The 16,180-nt window shown below is 44.6% G+C and carries 13 protein-coding genes and 1 pseudogene; 4 read left to right on the top strand and 10 right to left on the bottom strand.

The genetic code is table 11. The features are described 5' to 3' along the window. Nucleotides 1-108: 108 nt before the first annotated feature. A pseudogene (gene glpK / locus AAC852_RS13425) lies at nucleotides 109-1,631 on the bottom strand (glycerol kinase GlpK). A gap of 70 nt (nucleotides 1,632-1,701) precedes the next feature. Continuing rightward, nucleotides 1,702-2,499 carry an MIP/aquaporin family protein gene (locus AAC852_RS13420; protein ID WP_340621441.1) on the bottom strand — a complete coding sequence of 266 codons (798 nt, stop codon included), beginning with the start codon at nucleotides 2,497-2,499 and terminating at the stop codon, nucleotides 1,702-1,704. 325 nt (nucleotides 2,500-2,824) lie between these two features. On the opposite strand from AAC852_RS13420, the gene zapB reads away from it, so the two are divergent. Next, nucleotides 2,825-3,067 carry a cell division protein ZapB gene (gene zapB / locus AAC852_RS13415; RefSeq protein ID WP_340621440.1) on the top strand — a complete coding sequence of 81 codons (243 nt, stop codon included), beginning with the start codon at nucleotides 2,825-2,827 and terminating at the stop codon, nucleotides 3,065-3,067. A 98-nt stretch (nucleotides 3,068-3,165) separates the two neighbouring features. Here zapB and rraA read toward each other — a convergent pair whose 3' ends face one another. From rraA to priA, 7 genes are all read right to left on the bottom strand, one after another. Then, the gene (gene rraA / locus AAC852_RS13410) at nucleotides 3,166-3,672 is read right to left on the bottom strand and encodes a ribonuclease E activity regulator RraA (protein WP_340621439.1); all 507 of its coding nucleotides are present in this window, start codon (nucleotides 3,670-3,672) and stop codon (nucleotides 3,166-3,168) included. A gap of 108 nt (nucleotides 3,673-3,780) precedes the next feature. Further along, the gene (locus tag AAC852_RS13405) at nucleotides 3,781-4,698 is read right to left on the bottom strand and encodes a 1,4-dihydroxy-2-naphthoate polyprenyltransferase (protein WP_340621438.1); all 918 of its coding nucleotides are present in this window, start codon (nucleotides 4,696-4,698) and stop codon (nucleotides 3,781-3,783) included. A gap of 109 nt (nucleotides 4,699-4,807) precedes the next feature. Next, nucleotides 4,808-6,139 (bottom strand): HslU--HslV peptidase ATPase subunit, encoded by a 1,332-nt coding sequence (gene hslU / locus AAC852_RS13400; RefSeq protein ID WP_340621437.1) that lies wholly within the window; start codon nucleotides 6,137-6,139, stop codon nucleotides 4,808-4,810. Between the two features lie 11 nt (nucleotides 6,140-6,150). Then, entirely contained in the window at nucleotides 6,151-6,681 is a 531-nt protein-coding gene (hslV, locus tag AAC852_RS13395) for an ATP-dependent protease subunit HslV (protein ID WP_047682640.1), read from the bottom strand. A 128-nt stretch (nucleotides 6,682-6,809) separates the two neighbouring features. Beyond that, nucleotides 6,810-7,673 carry a cell division protein FtsN gene (gene ftsN, locus AAC852_RS13390; RefSeq protein ID WP_340621436.1) on the bottom strand — a complete coding sequence of 288 codons (864 nt, stop codon included), beginning with the start codon at nucleotides 7,671-7,673 and terminating at the stop codon, nucleotides 6,810-6,812. A 74-nt stretch (nucleotides 7,674-7,747) separates the two neighbouring features. After that, the gene (gene cytR, locus AAC852_RS13385) at nucleotides 7,748-8,773 is read right to left on the bottom strand and encodes a DNA-binding transcriptional regulator CytR (RefSeq protein ID WP_340621435.1); all 1,026 of its coding nucleotides are present in this window, start codon (nucleotides 8,771-8,773) and stop codon (nucleotides 7,748-7,750) included. A 307-nt stretch (nucleotides 8,774-9,080) separates the two neighbouring features. Beyond that, complete coding sequence (priA, locus tag AAC852_RS13380) at nucleotides 9,081-11,279, bottom strand: primosomal protein N' (RefSeq protein WP_340621434.1); 2,199 nt, start codon at nucleotides 11,277-11,279, stop codon at nucleotides 9,081-9,083. 222 nt (nucleotides 11,280-11,501) lie between these two features. Between priA and rpmE the strand changes: the two genes are divergently transcribed. Further along, nucleotides 11,502-11,717: a 50S ribosomal protein L31 gene (rpmE, locus tag AAC852_RS13375; RefSeq protein WP_340621479.1), complete on the top strand. Its 216-nt coding sequence runs from the start codon at nucleotides 11,502-11,504 to the stop codon at nucleotides 11,715-11,717. Nucleotides 11,718-11,829: 112 nt separating this feature from the next. Here rpmE and metJ read toward each other — a convergent pair whose 3' ends face one another. Beyond that, nucleotides 11,830-12,147, bottom strand: a complete 318-nt coding sequence (gene metJ / locus AAC852_RS13370) for a met regulon transcriptional regulator MetJ (RefSeq protein ID WP_340621433.1) — start codon at nucleotides 12,145-12,147, stop codon at nucleotides 11,830-11,832. Between the two features lie 297 nt (nucleotides 12,148-12,444). Between metJ and metB the strand changes: the two genes are divergently transcribed. After that, nucleotides 12,445-13,605 (top strand): cystathionine gamma-synthase, encoded by a 1,161-nt coding sequence (metB, locus tag AAC852_RS13365; protein WP_047682625.1) that lies wholly within the window; start codon nucleotides 12,445-12,447, stop codon nucleotides 13,603-13,605. A 2-nt stretch (nucleotides 13,606-13,607) separates the two neighbouring features. After that, nucleotides 13,608-16,046, top strand: coding sequence for a bifunctional aspartate kinase/homoserine dehydrogenase II (locus AAC852_RS13360; RefSeq protein ID WP_340621432.1), 2,439 nt, complete (start codon nucleotides 13,608-13,610; stop codon nucleotides 16,044-16,046). The last annotated feature ends 134 nt before the right edge of the window (nucleotides 16,047-16,180 follow it).

Raw genomic sequence — 16,180 nt, 5'->3', positions numbered from 1 at the left:
TCGAAGTTAGAAAGCTCTGACAGAGCAGTACTGCCATGTCAGAAGTACGGTAATGTCAGAGCTTCGTATTTCAATGCGGGATTTATTTCACCTTGAAGGCTTGTTTTTTCAAGCGCGGTCTTCCCATTCTTGAGCGCGGGCAACCGCTTTTTTCCAACCGTTGTATCTGTGATTACGTTCTGTCGTTTCAATACTTGGACGGAATTCTTTTTCGATAGTTGCTTTACTCTTCACTTCGTCAAGATCTTTCCAGAAACCGACAGCTAAACCAGCAAGGAAGGCGGCACCTAATGCTGTGCTTTCGCGTACTTCAGGGCGCTCGACACGTGTGCCGAGAATGTCAGACTGGAATTGCATCAAGAAATTATTGGCAACCGCACCACCATCTACGCGCAGTGCTTGCAGGCGTGTACCAGAATCGGCTTGCATTGCATCCAATACATCACGGGTTTGGTAAGCGATGGATTCGAGTGTTGCACGAATAATATGGTTGCTGTTTGCACCACGAGTCAGGCCGAAAATGGCGCCACGGGCGTAAGGATCCCAGTAAGGAGCTCCAAGACCAGTAAAGGCCGGAACGACATAAACGCCATTGCTGTCTTTTACTTTTTTGGCGAAGTATTCGGAGTCTGCTGCATCTGCAATAAGTTTCAGTTCATCACGCAGCCATTGAATAGACGCACCACCAACAAATACGGCGCCTTCCAGCGCATAGTTGACTTCACCTCGTGGCCCACAGGCGATGGTAGTTAGCAGCCCATGATTGGAACGTACGGCATCAGTTCCGTATTCATCAGCAGGAAACAGCCTGTGCCATAAGTATTTTTTGCCATGCCAGGATGGACACATAACTGACCATAGAGCGCCGCTTGTTGATCCCCTGCAATTCCTGCGATAGGAATACGAGTACCGCCTTTACCACCGATGTTGGTTTGACCATAAATTTCAGAAGATGCAGCAACTTTTGGCAACATAACGCGAGGAATACCCAACTCATCAAGGATTTTCTGATCCCAGTCGAGATTATGGATGTTGAACAGCATGGTACGGGAAGCGTTGGTGTAATCGGTAACATGCACGCGCCCTTGTGTCATTTTCCAAACCAACCAGGTATCAACTGTGCCGAATAACAGTTCGCCATTTTCAGCACGCAGGCGGACATCCTCGATATTGTCCAAGATCCATTTTATTTTTGTGCCGGAAAAATAGGGATCAATCACCAGACCAGTGTTATGACGGATATATTCTTCCAGACCTTCTTTTTTCTTCAGTTTGGTACAAATATCTGCTGTCCGGCGACATTGCCATACAATGGCATTGTAAACAGGTTTACCTGTTTCTTTTTCCCAGATGATAGTTGTTTCTCGTTGATTAGTGATACCAATACTGGCAATTTGATCTGTGCGGATATCTGCTTTTGCCAGCACTTCGACCAATGTTGAGCTTTGGCTGGCCCAGATTTCCATTGGATCGTGCTCTACCCAGCCTGGCTTAGGATATATTTGTGGAAATTCACGTTGTGAAATACAGACAATATTAGCGTCGTGATCAAGTATTACTGCTCGTGAACTGGTCGTCCCCTGATCCAAAGCAACGATATATTTTTTATCCGTCATATTTTCTGTTGTCATAACTATAACCTGGTCTTATTCAATAATTTTTTTATTTTTTATCTGTTATCATCTGTTAAGGGTAGCAAAACTAAGCTCCACGGGGTAAATGGCGGGTAATCAGTTTGCGGTAACCAAATGCACCCAGAATTGCACCAACAATAGGGGCGACCAACGGAACAAGGAAATAAGGAATGTCCCGGCCACCAGTCAGAGCAATATTTCCCCATCCGGCTAAATAAGCAACTAATTTAGGGCCGAAATCACGAGCGGGATTTAGGGCAAATCCGGTCAGGGGGCCAAAAGATCCACCGATAACAGCAATTAAGATACCGATAATCAGTGGTGCCAAAGGACCACGTGGAATGCCATTGCCATCATCTGTTAGTGCCAGAATCAGGCAAAGCAAAACAGCCGCGATGATAACTTCAATAATAAATGCATGGAATACGGAAATTTGTGATGCAGGGTAAGTGGAAAATACTCCAGCCGTGAAAAGACTTTCTTGTGATCCACGAACAATGTTGTGAACTTGCTCATAATCAAGGAAAAGGTTGTAATACATCATATAGACGATAGCTGCGGCGACAAAACCGCCTAACATTTGGGCAATGATGTAAGGAAGTACTTTTTTTCTGTCAAAACTGGCAAATAGGCATAGCGCAATGGTTACTGCTGGATTCAGGTGTGCACCAGAGATTCCGGCAGTAAGGTAAACAGCTAGGGCAACACCAAAGCCCCAGATGATGCTGATTTCCCATAGACCCAGTTGTGCTCCTGCAAGACGGGCAGCAGCAACACAGCCTAAGCCGAAGAAAACAAGTAATGCAGTACCCAGAAATTCTGAAATGCATTGACCTGATAATGTTGGAGTGGTGGTCTGACTCATTTCTATATCCTATAAAAAGTACAGAGAGAGGAGATTAATTATTAGTCCTTTCTTGCTGCGTTCTGGTTACGCAGAGAAAGGCGATGTGAATTTATCGTTAATGAGCGGAAACGAGAAATAGCGAAATTGAAATCTGCGTGTTGCGTCAACAAAATGAGCGGATTCGCATTTAATTGTGGTTTTATTGGTCGTTGAAATGTGATCTTATCTCCATTTAGGATTAGTCACTATATTTCTCGTTATGCCACACATTGGAAGTATGAAACTAGACAGTTGTTAACAGGCTAAATACAATCAAGGCATTGCTTATAAGAGGGGCTCGAGAATGTCATTTGAAGTTTTTGAAAAGCTAGAATCTAAAGTTCAGCAGGCAATTGATACCATCACTTTGCTGCAAATGGAAATTGAAGAATTAAAAGAAAAGAACGTAGCGTTATCTCAGGATGTCCAAAATGTGACAGATAGCCGTGATTCGCTGGTACGTGAAAATGAACAGCTCAAACAAGAACAATCAGCATGGCAAGATCGCTTACGTACCTTGTTGGGTAAGATGGAAGATGTTCAGTAAGGTATTCGATAGTTTTGCGAAAAAAGGGCGATAACTGCGCCCTTTTTTATGTATCGTGGCGATTGATGATAGGGTTAGGGTATAGGTTTATCCAAATATTACATTTCATCATCGCTATCGTCATCCATCACCAGCGGAACTTCTGATAGGATCATCCCTGTATTATCTGCATAAAGATAATCACCGGAAAAGAAAGTTACGCCACCAAAATTCACCCTGATATCACTTTCTCCGATACCTTCGTTGTTGGAGCCAGCAGGAATAGCAGCCATTGCCTGAATGCCAATATCAAGTTCAGCAAGGTGATCTACCTGACGCACAGCACCGTAGACGACGATACCTTCCCATTCATTATTGACAGCAAGTTGAGCCAGCTCGGCATCGACAAGAGCCTTGCGTACCGATCCACCACCATCGACGAGCAAAATGTGTCCACGTCCATGTTCTTCCAGTAAATCATAAAGCAATCCATTGTCTTCGAAGCATTTCACTGTGATGATTTGACCACCAAATGAAGTACGCCCACCAAAGTTGGAGAATAATGGCTCTACCACGTTTACATCTTCTTGATAGATATCACAAAGTTCGGAAGTATCATATTTCATGGGATTTACGTCTGGTTTATGCAAGGAACGAACAGTATATCCTTTTAAGGCCAGTGTTGGCAAAATCATCAATCTTAAAACGTGTGTATAAAATTGATATGTATTCGCTTAATTAAGTATCAATCCAATGGAAAACAGAGTGTTAGTCAATAATGCAGCCTTGACCATTTGTACCAGCTTGGGGCGCATACCTTTGGCTGTTGGATCGCGCAGTACCTGTAACATATGCTGCAATAACAAGGGAAAAGACAGTAAAAATAACCAATTATACCAGTTGATTAGATATAAGAGGGTAAAGATGACAAAGCAGAGCATAGCACCTGTAAGCAGTGTTGCATGGTAGTAGCGGGCTTTTTTTCCACCTAGCCTGACCGCTAGTGTATTTTTGCCATTTTGGCGATCTGTTTCGATATCACGCAAGTTATTAATATTCAACACCGCCACTGAGAGTAATCCACAGGCTGTTGCAGGCAGAACAGTATCCAGAGAAAAAGTATTGGCTTGCAGATAGTAAGTACCAAGGACACTGAACCAACCAAAGAAAATAAGGACAGAAAGGTCACCCAATCCCATATAACCATACGGTTTAGCGCCTACCGTATAAGTAATCGCAGCGATGATCGCCAGTAACCCCAGGCCCAGAAAACCGATAATATCGCTTGGGCTATGACAGGCAACGATGATGAGAGAAATTCCTGAGAGACAAGAGAGCAACACGGTAATTTTCAATGCGGTTTGCATTTGTTGTGCTGTGATCAAGCCCTTTTGCATACCGCGCATTGGGCCGATGCGTTTTTCTGTATCACTACCTTTGGTGACATCACCATAATCATTGGCAAGATTGGACAGAATTTGTAGCAGGGAAGCAGTTAATAAGGCCAGCAACGTTACCGACCATTTGAAATGACCCGCCCATGAAGCGAGGGCAGATCCGGTCATAATGGCTGCTACAGCAAGTGGAAGCGTTTTGAGGCGTAAGCTTTCCAGCCATGCCTGTATCTGATTACCCGTTGTTATTGAACTCATATTGCTATCAAACATTTCAGTGTAATAGATTTTGGTTTAAGAAAAAGAAAAATGGGAGGTAAGCCTCCCATTCCATTTTTTGCTGCTGTTGCATCAGGCTCTAAACCGATTATAAGATAAAACGGCTCAGATCTTCATCAGCTACCAGCTCATCTAAGTGTGTTTTGACATAGTCAGCATTGATTTCAACAGATTGACCCTGACATTCGCTGGCTTCGAAAGAGATGTCTTCCATCATGCGCTCAAGCACAGTGTGCAAACGACGGGCACCAATATTTTCAGTTGTCTCATTAACTTGCCATGCAGCTTCTGCAATTCTGCGAATACCGTCAGCGGTGAACTCAATATTCATGCCTTCAGTGGCCATCAGTGCCTTGTATTGTTCTGTCAGTGAAGCATTCGGCTCAGTCAAGATGCGCTCAAAGTCTTCAGTTGTCAGTGCCTGCAATTCAACACGGATAGGCAGACGTCCTTGTAACTCTGGGATCAAATCAGAAGGGCTGGCAACCTGGAATGCGCCTGAAGCGATAAATAGAATGTGGTCGGTTTTTACCATACCGTGTTTGGTGGAAACGGTACAACCTTCAACCAATGGCAATAGGTCACGCTGAACGCCTTCGCGGGAAACATCCGGGCCGGAGCTTTGACCACGTTTACAAATTTTATCGATTTCATCAATAAAGACGATACCGTGCTGTTCAACTGCATCAATCGCCTGCTGTTTCAACTCTTCAGGGTTAACCAGCTTCGCAGCTTCTTCTTCCACCAGCAGTTTGAACGCATCTTTGATCTTCAGCTTACGACTTTTTTGACGCTGGCCAGCCAGGTTTTGGAACATGGACTGTAATTGATTGGTCATCTCTTCCATTCCCGGAGGTGCCATGATTTCAACACCAACAGGAGCAGCCGCAACTTCGATCTCGATTTCTTTGTCATCCAATTGGCCTTCACGCAGTTTCTTGCGGAATGTCTGGCGGGTTGAGGACTGCTCTGGTTGAACTTCAGGCTGCCCCCAGTTATTTTTTGCTGGTGGCAACAGAACGTCCAGAATACGCTCTTCAGCCAGTTCTTCGGCACGGTGGCGGTTTTTCTCAATGGATTGCAGGCGAACCATTTTCACGGCAGCGTCGGTCAGATCACGAATAATGGAATCAACTTCTTTACCGACATAACCGACTTCAGTGAATTTTGTTGCTTCAACTTTGATAAAAGGTGCATTGGCCAGTTTTGCCAAACGACGGGCGATTTCGGTCTTACCAACACCGGTTGGGCCAATCATCAGAATATTTTTCGGAGTTACTTCGTAACGCAGTGATTCATCCAACTGCATACGACGCCAGCGGTTACGCAGCGCAATGGCAACAGCACGCTTTGCTTTATCCTGACCGATGATATGATTGTCAAGTTCGCTGACAATTTCGCGAGGAGTCATTTCAGACATACTATCTATCCTTACGCTTTTGAGGGTAATTCTTCGAAGTTATGATTTTGGTTGGTGTAGATACAGATATCGCCAGCGATAGTCAGGGCGCGTTCTGCGATTTCCCGAGCACTGAGTTCGGTGGTTTCTAGCATTGCGCGGGCTGCTGCTTGTGCATATGAGCCACCGGAGCCAATAGCGATAAGATCATTTTCTGGCTGAATCACATCACCATTACCTGTAATAATCAGAGACGTATTTTCATCTGCAACGGCAAGCAGGGCTTCCAGTTTGCGGAGCATTCTGTCTGTCCGCCAATCTTTAGCTAGTTCAACTGCTGCTTTAGTCAAATGCCCTTGATGCATTTCGAGCTTACGTTCAAACAGCTCAAACAGGGTGAAGGCATCTGCAGTACCGCCAGCAAAACCCGCTATGACTTTGTCATTGTAAAGGCGGCGTACTTTACGGACATTGCCTTTCATAACGGTATGACCCATTGTTGCTTGTCCATCACCACCGATGACAACTTGGCCATTACGGCGAACACTTACGATTGTAGTCACGAGTTAGCCCCTGGTTAAAAAAATAGAAGATGGCACACACGGTACTTTGGCTGACAATGCCACGATTATTTATCAAAAGCACCGTATGTTCGTTATTGGAGATCAAGATGGGGGAATTTTTTGATTTTTCAACCCCCAGCAGGGCGGAGAATACAGTTGGAAATCCCCGTATTGGCAATGCGAATGCGCATTTTTTCCGCACTATCTTTGCTTTTATACGGTCCCACTACAACCCGATTCCAACTGTCTTTTGTTGTAATCTTACTCTCAATACCGACCAACGCGAGGCTGGCACGGACGGACTCTGCCTGCTCTATAGTACGGAATGAGCCACATTGTAGCATTAATCTGGATTCATTTAGCGTTGTCTTTGGCTTACTGGTCTCATTGGATGTTTGAGACCGAGGTATTTGAGTCTGAGGCATTTGAGTTTGAGGTAATTGAAATTGCACCGATGGCTTATTCTCCTGTTGAAGCACAGGATTTTGCTGTGGAGTATATTCTGGAGATGGTTTTTGTACCGGTGGATTCACAAGAACACGTGAGCGAGGAACTGGCTCACTGTTATAGGGTACTTCAGCCAATTGTGTTGGAGGCTGGCGCATATCTGCCTGCATTTGTTCAAGTAACTGGCGCTGTTCTGGCGTCAGTTCCGTTGGCCTGTTGTTCTGTTGATTAGGTGTTAAAGAGGGTTCCTGTATTGATGGCAGACCAACAGGTCGATTTTCCAGCTCCTTGATATAACTCCAGCGTTCTTCTGGTATTGGTGGCAAACCATGGCCTTTAGGCTGGTGAGTGATTGGTGGTGTATTTTGTACACTTTCATTTTTAGTATGTACGATGAAATAAAGTCCACCAATGAATGTGACCACCAAAGCGACGGCGATAGCTAATGTCGTTTTAGGTAGTCCTTGGGTCTGATTTTTTTTCTTACCAGTACCTTTCCGACGGGGATTGGAATGCCCGCGACTCACATAATCTCGTTGTGCCACTGTGTTTAATTCGCTGAGTTATTTAAAAAATTAAGGAGTAGATACCTAATGTTACTGAACATGTAGTTATTTGCCTAGCTTTTAGGCGAACAAGTACTCTCACGAATAAGCAATTCTGCATCTAATAATCGTGAACCTTTCGAAACCATACGGCCTTGGAGCTGCTCCAGCAACAAAAGCATTGAGTTATACCCAATTTCATAACATGGCTGTGCCACAGTTGTTAGAGGCGGTTCGCTGTATTGCGCCATGTTGATATTATCAAAACCAACAATGGACAGGTCTTCTGGTAATTTTAATCCCATTTTTTTAGCTTGCCACATTGCACCAATTGCCATGACATCACTATGGCAGAAAATAGCGCTGGGAGGTTCCGGCAGGGTAAGCAGGATTTCTGCTGATTCAGCGCCACTTTCATGAGTGAAATCACCTCTGACTATATATTCATCACGGATAGGGATGCCGGTACGACGTAATGCCTGAATATACCCTTGAAGCCGATATTGGCACAGTGGCATTGTATCTGGTCCAGTGATACAGGCGATGCGTTTGTGCCCGATTTTTTGCAGGTGATGGGTAGCATTGAAAGCGGAGGTCAGATTATCAATATGGACAGTAGGAAGCTCTAGTTCAGGCGCAAATTCATTAGCCATTACCATGGGAGGCATATTTTTCTGTTCTTCTTTAGAGACATCGAAAGGAACATTTGAGCCCAGTAAGATCATGCCATCAATGCGTTTGGTAATGAGTAGATTGATAAAAGCATGTTCTTGCTGTTGCTGGTGTTTACAGTCACCAATCAGAACCAGATAACCATGTTTTGCCGCAGTTTCTTCAATGCCGCGGATACTTTCATTGAAGAAAGGATCGCTGATATTGGGAACGATAACCAGAATGGCTCTGGACTCATTTCTCCTCAAATTCTTGGCGAGATTATGCGGATAGTAACCCACTTCCAGTACAGCATTTTCGACTTTCTGACGGGTGTGAACAGAAACTTTATCAGGATTCATAAGTGTTCTTGATACAGTTGCGGTAGAAACCCCCGCTACTTTGGCGACATCTTTCATTGTCGCTAATGCGCAATTCTTTTTTTCCATAGTCCACTCCTTATGTTCTACAGGTAGCGAAACGATTGCTATCCGAAATGAAAGTAAAAAAAATCGAAAGTAAAAAAACGCCAGTTATTCCTGTGGGGGAAGCACTGGCGGCTCGTTTTCTACAGTCATATTAATAAATTCATTTTAAACCGATTAACAGTTCAACCCGTTACTTTGTTTACATAAAAAATGTGATATGCATCATTTCTTAGAGCTACTTCGCAAATTAAGGAAATAATTGCCACTGTTTTTTCATAGACTTCTGCTCAATTTGGAGTTTTTACTGCAATAATCCATTGTTTTTTTATTAACCTTCTGTGGGATCAACATCAATATTCCATTTTACTTTCCGTGCTTGCGGCAACGCTGTGATGTGTGGATGGAGCTCTGCCATCATTTTCTGTAGAAAAATGCGCGATGGGTGTTGCACCAGTAATTGCCAGCGATATCGGCCACCCCGTTTGGCCTGTAATGCGGGAACCGGTCCCATAATCCATACGTGTTCATCATATCGTGGATGATGTTCAAACAGTTGGCGCATTTGTTGTAAAAAAGCAGGAGCCTGCTGATTATCGTGATCTTCCGACCGTAGCATGATATGGCTGACAAAAGGGGGCAGAAGTACTTGCTGGCGCTCTTCCATTGCTTGCTGAGCAAATGCGTCATAGCCTTTCTCCAGCAACACCTGTAAAAGTGGATGTTCTGGATGGTGAGTTTGAAGTACAACTTCTCCGCGTTTGCCTGCTCGTCCTGCTCGACCGGAAACTTGAGTATACAATTGCGCAAACCGTTCAGCCGCGCGGAAATCAGCAGAAAACAGGGCACCATCGACATCCAATAAAGCGACTAATGTGACATCAGGAAAATGGTGGCCTTTTGCCAACATTTGAGTGCCAATCAAAATACGGGCACCACCCTGATGAATATCGGCAAGTTGTTGTTCCAGTGCTCCTTTGCGGCTGGTGGTGTCTCTGTCGATACGGGTAACCGGAACGTTGGGAAACAGTTGAGTGATACCATCTTCAAGTTGCTCAGTACCTAGCCCTACAGGAATGAGATGTGTCGTTCCGCATTGGGGGCATTGACGAGGAATGGGTCGTTGGCTATCACAGTGATGGCAGCGCAGATAGCGATGATTCTGATGCAGGGTATAGTAGTGATCACAACGCTGGCATTCTGCTATCCAGCCACACTCATGGCACAGCAGGGCAGGGGAATAACCACGGCGGTTCAGAAAGAGGATGACCTGATTATCTGCTTGCAAATGTTCGCCAATGCGGTTAATGAGAGGTTGAGATAAACCGACGGTCAGCGGCAATCCTTTCATATCCAGCAGGTGTTGGGTGGCTGGCAGGGCATGACCGGCTCGTTTCGTCAAAGTAAGTTGTTTGTATTTTCCATGTCTTACATTAAATAGTGTTTCCAGTGCCGGTGTTGCTGTTCCCAGAATGATAGGAATTTTCTCTTTTTTGGCGCGGAAGACCGCCAGATCACGAGCGTGATAGCGCCATCCATCTTGTTGTTTATAAGAATTATCATGCTCCTCATCAATGATGATGACACCTAAGTGAGCGAAGGGAGTGAACAGGGCTGAACGAGTACCGATGACAATGGCGTTTTCCCCTCGTTTTGCTCTTAACCATACCGATAACCGTTCACTGTCATTTAAGGCTGAATGCAGAACATCAACGGGCGCGTTGAAACGCTCTCTGAACCTGCGGATAGTCTGGGGAGTCAGACCAATTTCGGGAACTAAGATCAGTGCTTGTTTTCCCTGTGTCAAAATGTTTTCCAGAACACTCAGGTATACTTCGGTTTTACCTGAGCCAGTGATGCCGGCAAGTAACCAGGGAGAAAAAGTGTGATCTTCTGCGCGAACGGCTCCAACTGCGGTGGCTTGCTCTGTATTGAGTTTTAGCCGTTCCCCGATGATGCGAAAATGTTCATGCCAATTTTCAGTTTCCGGTTGTACCGGGTGTAAATCAATCAAGCCCTTTTTTTTCAGTGATTGCAGTGCGCTTTCACTCAATTCCAATTCAGCGACTTGATGGCGATAAATGGATGTTTGGCGCAATTTAGCTAAAGCTTGTTGCTGTTTGGCGGAACGTTTAAGTTGTTCAAGAGGTAATTCACGGCCTGTCTCTGTCACTTGCCATTGCCAGAGAGGTGAGAATTCTGCGGCTTTACCTTGCCGCAGCAAAACAGGCATGGCATGAAAAAGGACTTCGCCAAGTGGATAGTGATAATAGCAGGCAGACCACTGGAGTAACTGCCAAAGATCCTCAGAAAAAAGCGGGGATTCATCAAGCAGTTCGGTAATTGGTTTGAGTTGCTCAAGGGGGAAATCGCTGTTGTCTGTAATCGCTGTCACTACACCTATTGCATTGCGTTTGCCAAATGGCACACGTACCCGGATCCCAAGGGCGGGGATCGGCAATCTTTCAGGTAACAGATAATCAAAAGAGCGAGCTAAAGGGACAGGTAAAGCAACCTGAACAACTGTCATAAGGCGATTTCCGAATGATGATTAATGGCAAGACTAAAGCAACATATAATGTCAAAGAGTATCATAGCAAATCAGCGGATTTTATTGCGCAATAAAACGATATTCTGTATGATTCGCCGCCTTTGGTATGAAAATTACCGAACTTATTTTAATCAACACGACGTGTGGTGTCTGGCGGTGATAGGGCTGGATAGCGACGCGGCCTTAACAGAGGTTTTCCCCATGAAACAAGGTATTCATCCTAAATACGAAGAAATTACTGCATCTTGCTCTTGTGGTAATGTTATCAAAATCAAATCTACCGTAGGTCACGACCTGAACCTGGACGTTTGTGGTTCATGCCATCCGTTCTATACCGGTAAACAGCGTGATGTTGCGACTGGTGGTCGTGTTGATCGCTTTAACAAACGTTTCAGCGTTCCAGGTTTCAAGAAGTAATTCTTGCTTCCAACAAAAATGCCCGATGTTTTCCATCGGGCATTTTTGTTATATCTGATTGATTTCAAGTCGCAGTACAGCATACAAACAACGACTTGAGATAAAAGAGATATCAATATTCCCAAGTTTCGGGATCGATCCCATGTTCACGCATTATGACTTTTGCAGCTTCAGGGATTTCATCATGACGTTCTTTACGTAAATCATCATCGTCAGGCAAAGGTTGTCCCGTGAACGCATGGAGAAATGCTTCACACAGCAATTCGCTATTTGTTGCATGACGCAGATTGTTTACCTGACGACGAGTACGCTCATCTGTCAGTATTTTCAATACCTTTAATGGAATTGAGACCGTAATCTTTTTGACCTGTTCACTTTTTTTGCCATGTTCAGCATAAGGGCTGACATACTCACCATTCCACTCAGCCATGAGATACCTTAAATAGTTTTAAATCAAGCAACTGAAATCAGAAACAAGAGGAATTATTTCTGAGCTATGTTCGTGTCGATAATTCGGCATTTTAGCATATTTCCCCTATCGACTATATCGCTATGGTTAATCAATTCACAAAATATGCCCTAATCTGGCATAAAAAATGGGGGTAATGATTGGGTTGTGTTATTAAACCGCAAATTATTTTGGATGTCTAGATGTATTGACGTCTATCTTTCTGGAGGGTATTCTTTTGTGACTCCGAAAACAAGATAACGATAACAGGTAAAGATTATGGGGTGTAAACAAGCTACGGTCGCAGTACAAAGCGGTACAAATATTGATGAACAATATGGTTGTGTTGTCCCGCCTATCTATCTTTCCAGCACATACAATTTCACAGGGTTTAATGAACCGAGAGCGCATGATTACTCTCGGCGTGGTAATCCCGGTCGTGATGTTGTCCAGCAAGTTTTGGCTGAACTGGAGGGCGGAGCCGGTGCTGTGATGACCAGCAGTGGTATGTCAGCCATCCACCTGTTGTGTACCGTTTTCTTGCAACCGGGAGATTTATTGGTAGCACCTCATGATTGTTATGGTGGAAGTTACCGCCTGTTTGATAGCTTAAGCCGCCGTGGCGCTTATGATGTTATTTTCGTTGATCAGGCGGATGATTTGGCGCTGAAACAGGCAATTGCGCAAAAGCCTAAATTGGTCTTGATTGAAACACCAAGTAATCCATTGCTGCGTATTGTGGACATTAGATACATCTGTGGTCTGGCCCGTGAAGCAGGTGCTTTGACGGTAGTTGATAACACGTTTTTAAGCCCTGTGCTGCAAAAGCCATTGGATTTGGGTGCAGATTTAGTTGTCCATTCCTGCACAAAATACCTGAATGGACATTCTGATTTGATTGCTGGTGCAATTATTGCCAAAGATCCTACTCTGGCTGAGGACTTGGCATGGTGGGCGAATAATATCGGTGTGACCGGGGGAGCTTTCGACAGTTACTTGTTGTTGCGGGGCATTCGTACTTTGTCTGCGCGGGTACTTCTACAGCAAAGCAACACGGCTGCCATAGTGGAATATTTACAGCAACAGCCACAAGTGAAAAAACTCTATTATCCAGCACTGAAAGATCATCCAGGGCATGAAATAGCTCTTCAACAGCAAACAGGTTTTGGCGCGATGTTGAGTTTTGAACTTGATGGTGATGAACAAACAATGCGTCGCTTTTTATCTGCATTAAAATTATTTACTCTGGCGGAATCGTTGGGTGGTGTGGAGTCATTGATTTCTCATACAGCTACGATGACACATGCTGGTATGTCGGCAGAAGCAAGGAAACAGGCAGGGATTACGGACTCACTTCTTCGTGTCTCTGTGGGAATAGAAGATAGTCAGGATTTAATTGCTGATTTGAATAATGCATTTCAGGCAGCGGTAACGAGGTAATCATGATTGAACTGGCAACAGCAGGGGCGGAATCTGGCCGCCAGTTACATAAATTTGGCGGCAGCAGCCTTGCAGATGTGAAATGTTATAAGCGGGTTGCGGATATTATGGCGAATTATAGCCAGCCAGGTGACTTGATGGTGGTATCAGCAGCAGGCAGTACGACTAATCAACTGATTGATTGGTTGAAATTGAGTCAGAGTGACCGTATTTCAGCTCATCAAGTTCAGCAATCCTTACGGCGCTACCAACAAGAGTTGATCCGCGGATTATTGCCAGAAACCGTTGCTGAAACTCTTATCACACATTTTATTGCTGATTTGGAAAGGTTGAGTGCGCTGTTGGATAAACCAATTAGTGACATTACCTATGCTGAAGTTGTTGGTCATGGCGAAATATGGTCTGCTCGCTTGATGGCCGCTTTGCTTGAATCACAAGGTATTCCTAGCACCTGGCTGGATGCACGCCAATTCCTGCGCGCAGAACGGGCAGCACAGCCACAAGTTGATGTTAATCTTTCTCAGCCTTTGCTGAGTCAGTTATTAGTCCAGAATTCCAATAAGCGCTTAGTGGTGACAGGTTTTATTTCCAGTAATCAGAAGGGTGAAACTGTACTATTGGGGCGCAATGGCAGTGATTATTCTGCAACACAGGTTGGTGCATTAGCTGGCGCTAAAAAAGTGACAATCTGGAGTGATGTGGCTGGAGTTTACAGTGCAGATCCGCGCAAAGTTAAGGATGCGTGTCTCCTGCCATTATTGCGTCTGGATGAGGCCAGCGAACTGGCTCGCTTGGCGGCTCCTGTACTTCATACCCGTACATTACAGCCAGTTTCTGTCAGTGATATCGATTTACAATTACGTTGTAGTTATCAGCCTGAGCAAGGCTCTACTCGTATTGAACGAGTTTTAGCGACAGGAACAGGAGCTAAAATCGTTACCAGCCACGATGATGTTTGCTTGATTGAGTTGCACTTTTCTTCTGCCCATAACTTTAAACAAATTTATAAAGATATCGATTCGTTGTTAAAGCGTGCTCAAATCCGTCCTTTGGCGACGGGGCTACATGCTGATTGCAATCTGATCCAGCTTTGTTATACCTCTGAAGTTGTTAATAGTGCCCTTGATGTTTTGCAGGATGCATCTTTGCCAGGAAAACTTTCCTTGCGTGAAGGATTATCATTGGTGGCTTTGGTGGGAGCAGGCGTATGCAAAAATCCGCTACATAGCCACCGTTTTTATCAGCAATTGAAAGACCAACCGGTTGAATTTATCTGGCATGCAGAAGATGACATCAGTCTGGTTGCTGTATTGCGTCTGAACCAGACATCACATTTGATTCAGGGATTGCATCAGAGCCTGTTTCGGGCAGAAAAACGTATTGGGTTGGTTCTGTTTGGTAAAGGGAATATCGGGTCACGTTGGCTGGAATTGTTTGCACGTGAACAGAAAAATATCTCTGCCCGCAGTGATTTTGAATTCATTTTAGCGGGAATTGTCGATAGCCGCCGGAGCCTGCTGAACTATCAGGGCATTGACGCAAGTCGGGCATTGGCATTCTTTAATGATGAAGCCACCCTACATGAAGGTGATGAACTGTTTTTATGGATGCGGGCACATCCTTATGATGATTTGGTGGTGTTGGATATAACGGCAAGTGAAGAATTGGCGAGTAACTACATAGATTTTGCCAGCTATGGTTTTCATGTGATTAGTGCCAATAAAGCCGCTGGTTCATCTAACAGTAACACTTACCGCATGATCCGGGATGCTTTTACAAAAACAGGACGTCATTGGCTATACAATGCGACCGTTGGTGCCGGGTTGCCGATTAACTATTCCGTCAGGGACTTGCGAGAAAGTGGGGATACTATCCTGTCTATCAGTGGCATTTTCTCCGGTACTTTATCGTGGTTATTCCTACAGTTTGATGGCACAGTGCCTTTCAGTGATCTGGTAGAACAGGCATGGCAACAAGGGTTGACGGAGCCTGATCCTCGTATTGACCTTTCCGGTCAGGACGTGATGCGTAAATTGGTTATCCTGGCTCGTGAGGCAGGTTATGAGATAGAAGCGGATCAGGTCCGGGTAGAATCACTTGTACCGGCAGAAGCCAGTGTTGGTTCTATTGAAGAGTTCTTCGAAAACAGTTCTGCTATTAATGAGCAGATGCTGAAACGGTTAGAAGCTGCGCGTGAAATGGGAATGGTACTGCGTTATGTTGCGCGTTTTGATGCTAATAAAGGTAAGGCGAAAGTCGGCGTGGAAGCTGTGCATTTAGAACATCCTTTAGCTTCGTTATTACCGGGGGATAATATTTTCGCCATAGAAAGCCGTTGGTATCGTGACAATCCATTAGTTATCCGTGGTCCGGGAGCCGGGCGAGATGTGACTGCCGGGGCAATCCAATCAGATCTGAACCGTTTATCACAACTCTTATAAAATACAACGTCTTCGGTCGGGATATTGCGTTTTCTGTCCCGACTAATCCTCCCAATTTGTTTGTTTTCTGATATGACCAAATTGTTTGTTTTCTGGTATGAATAGTGAACTTAGAAATAATGTGTTAGAAACAA

The organism is Xenorhabdus siamensis (assembly GCF_037996745.1).
Classification (GTDB): Bacteria; Pseudomonadota; Gammaproteobacteria; order Enterobacterales; family Enterobacteriaceae; genus Xenorhabdus; species Xenorhabdus indica.
The sequence above is the reverse complement of the archived record's forward strand: the minus strand, read 5'-3'. Positions and strand labels throughout refer to the sequence as shown.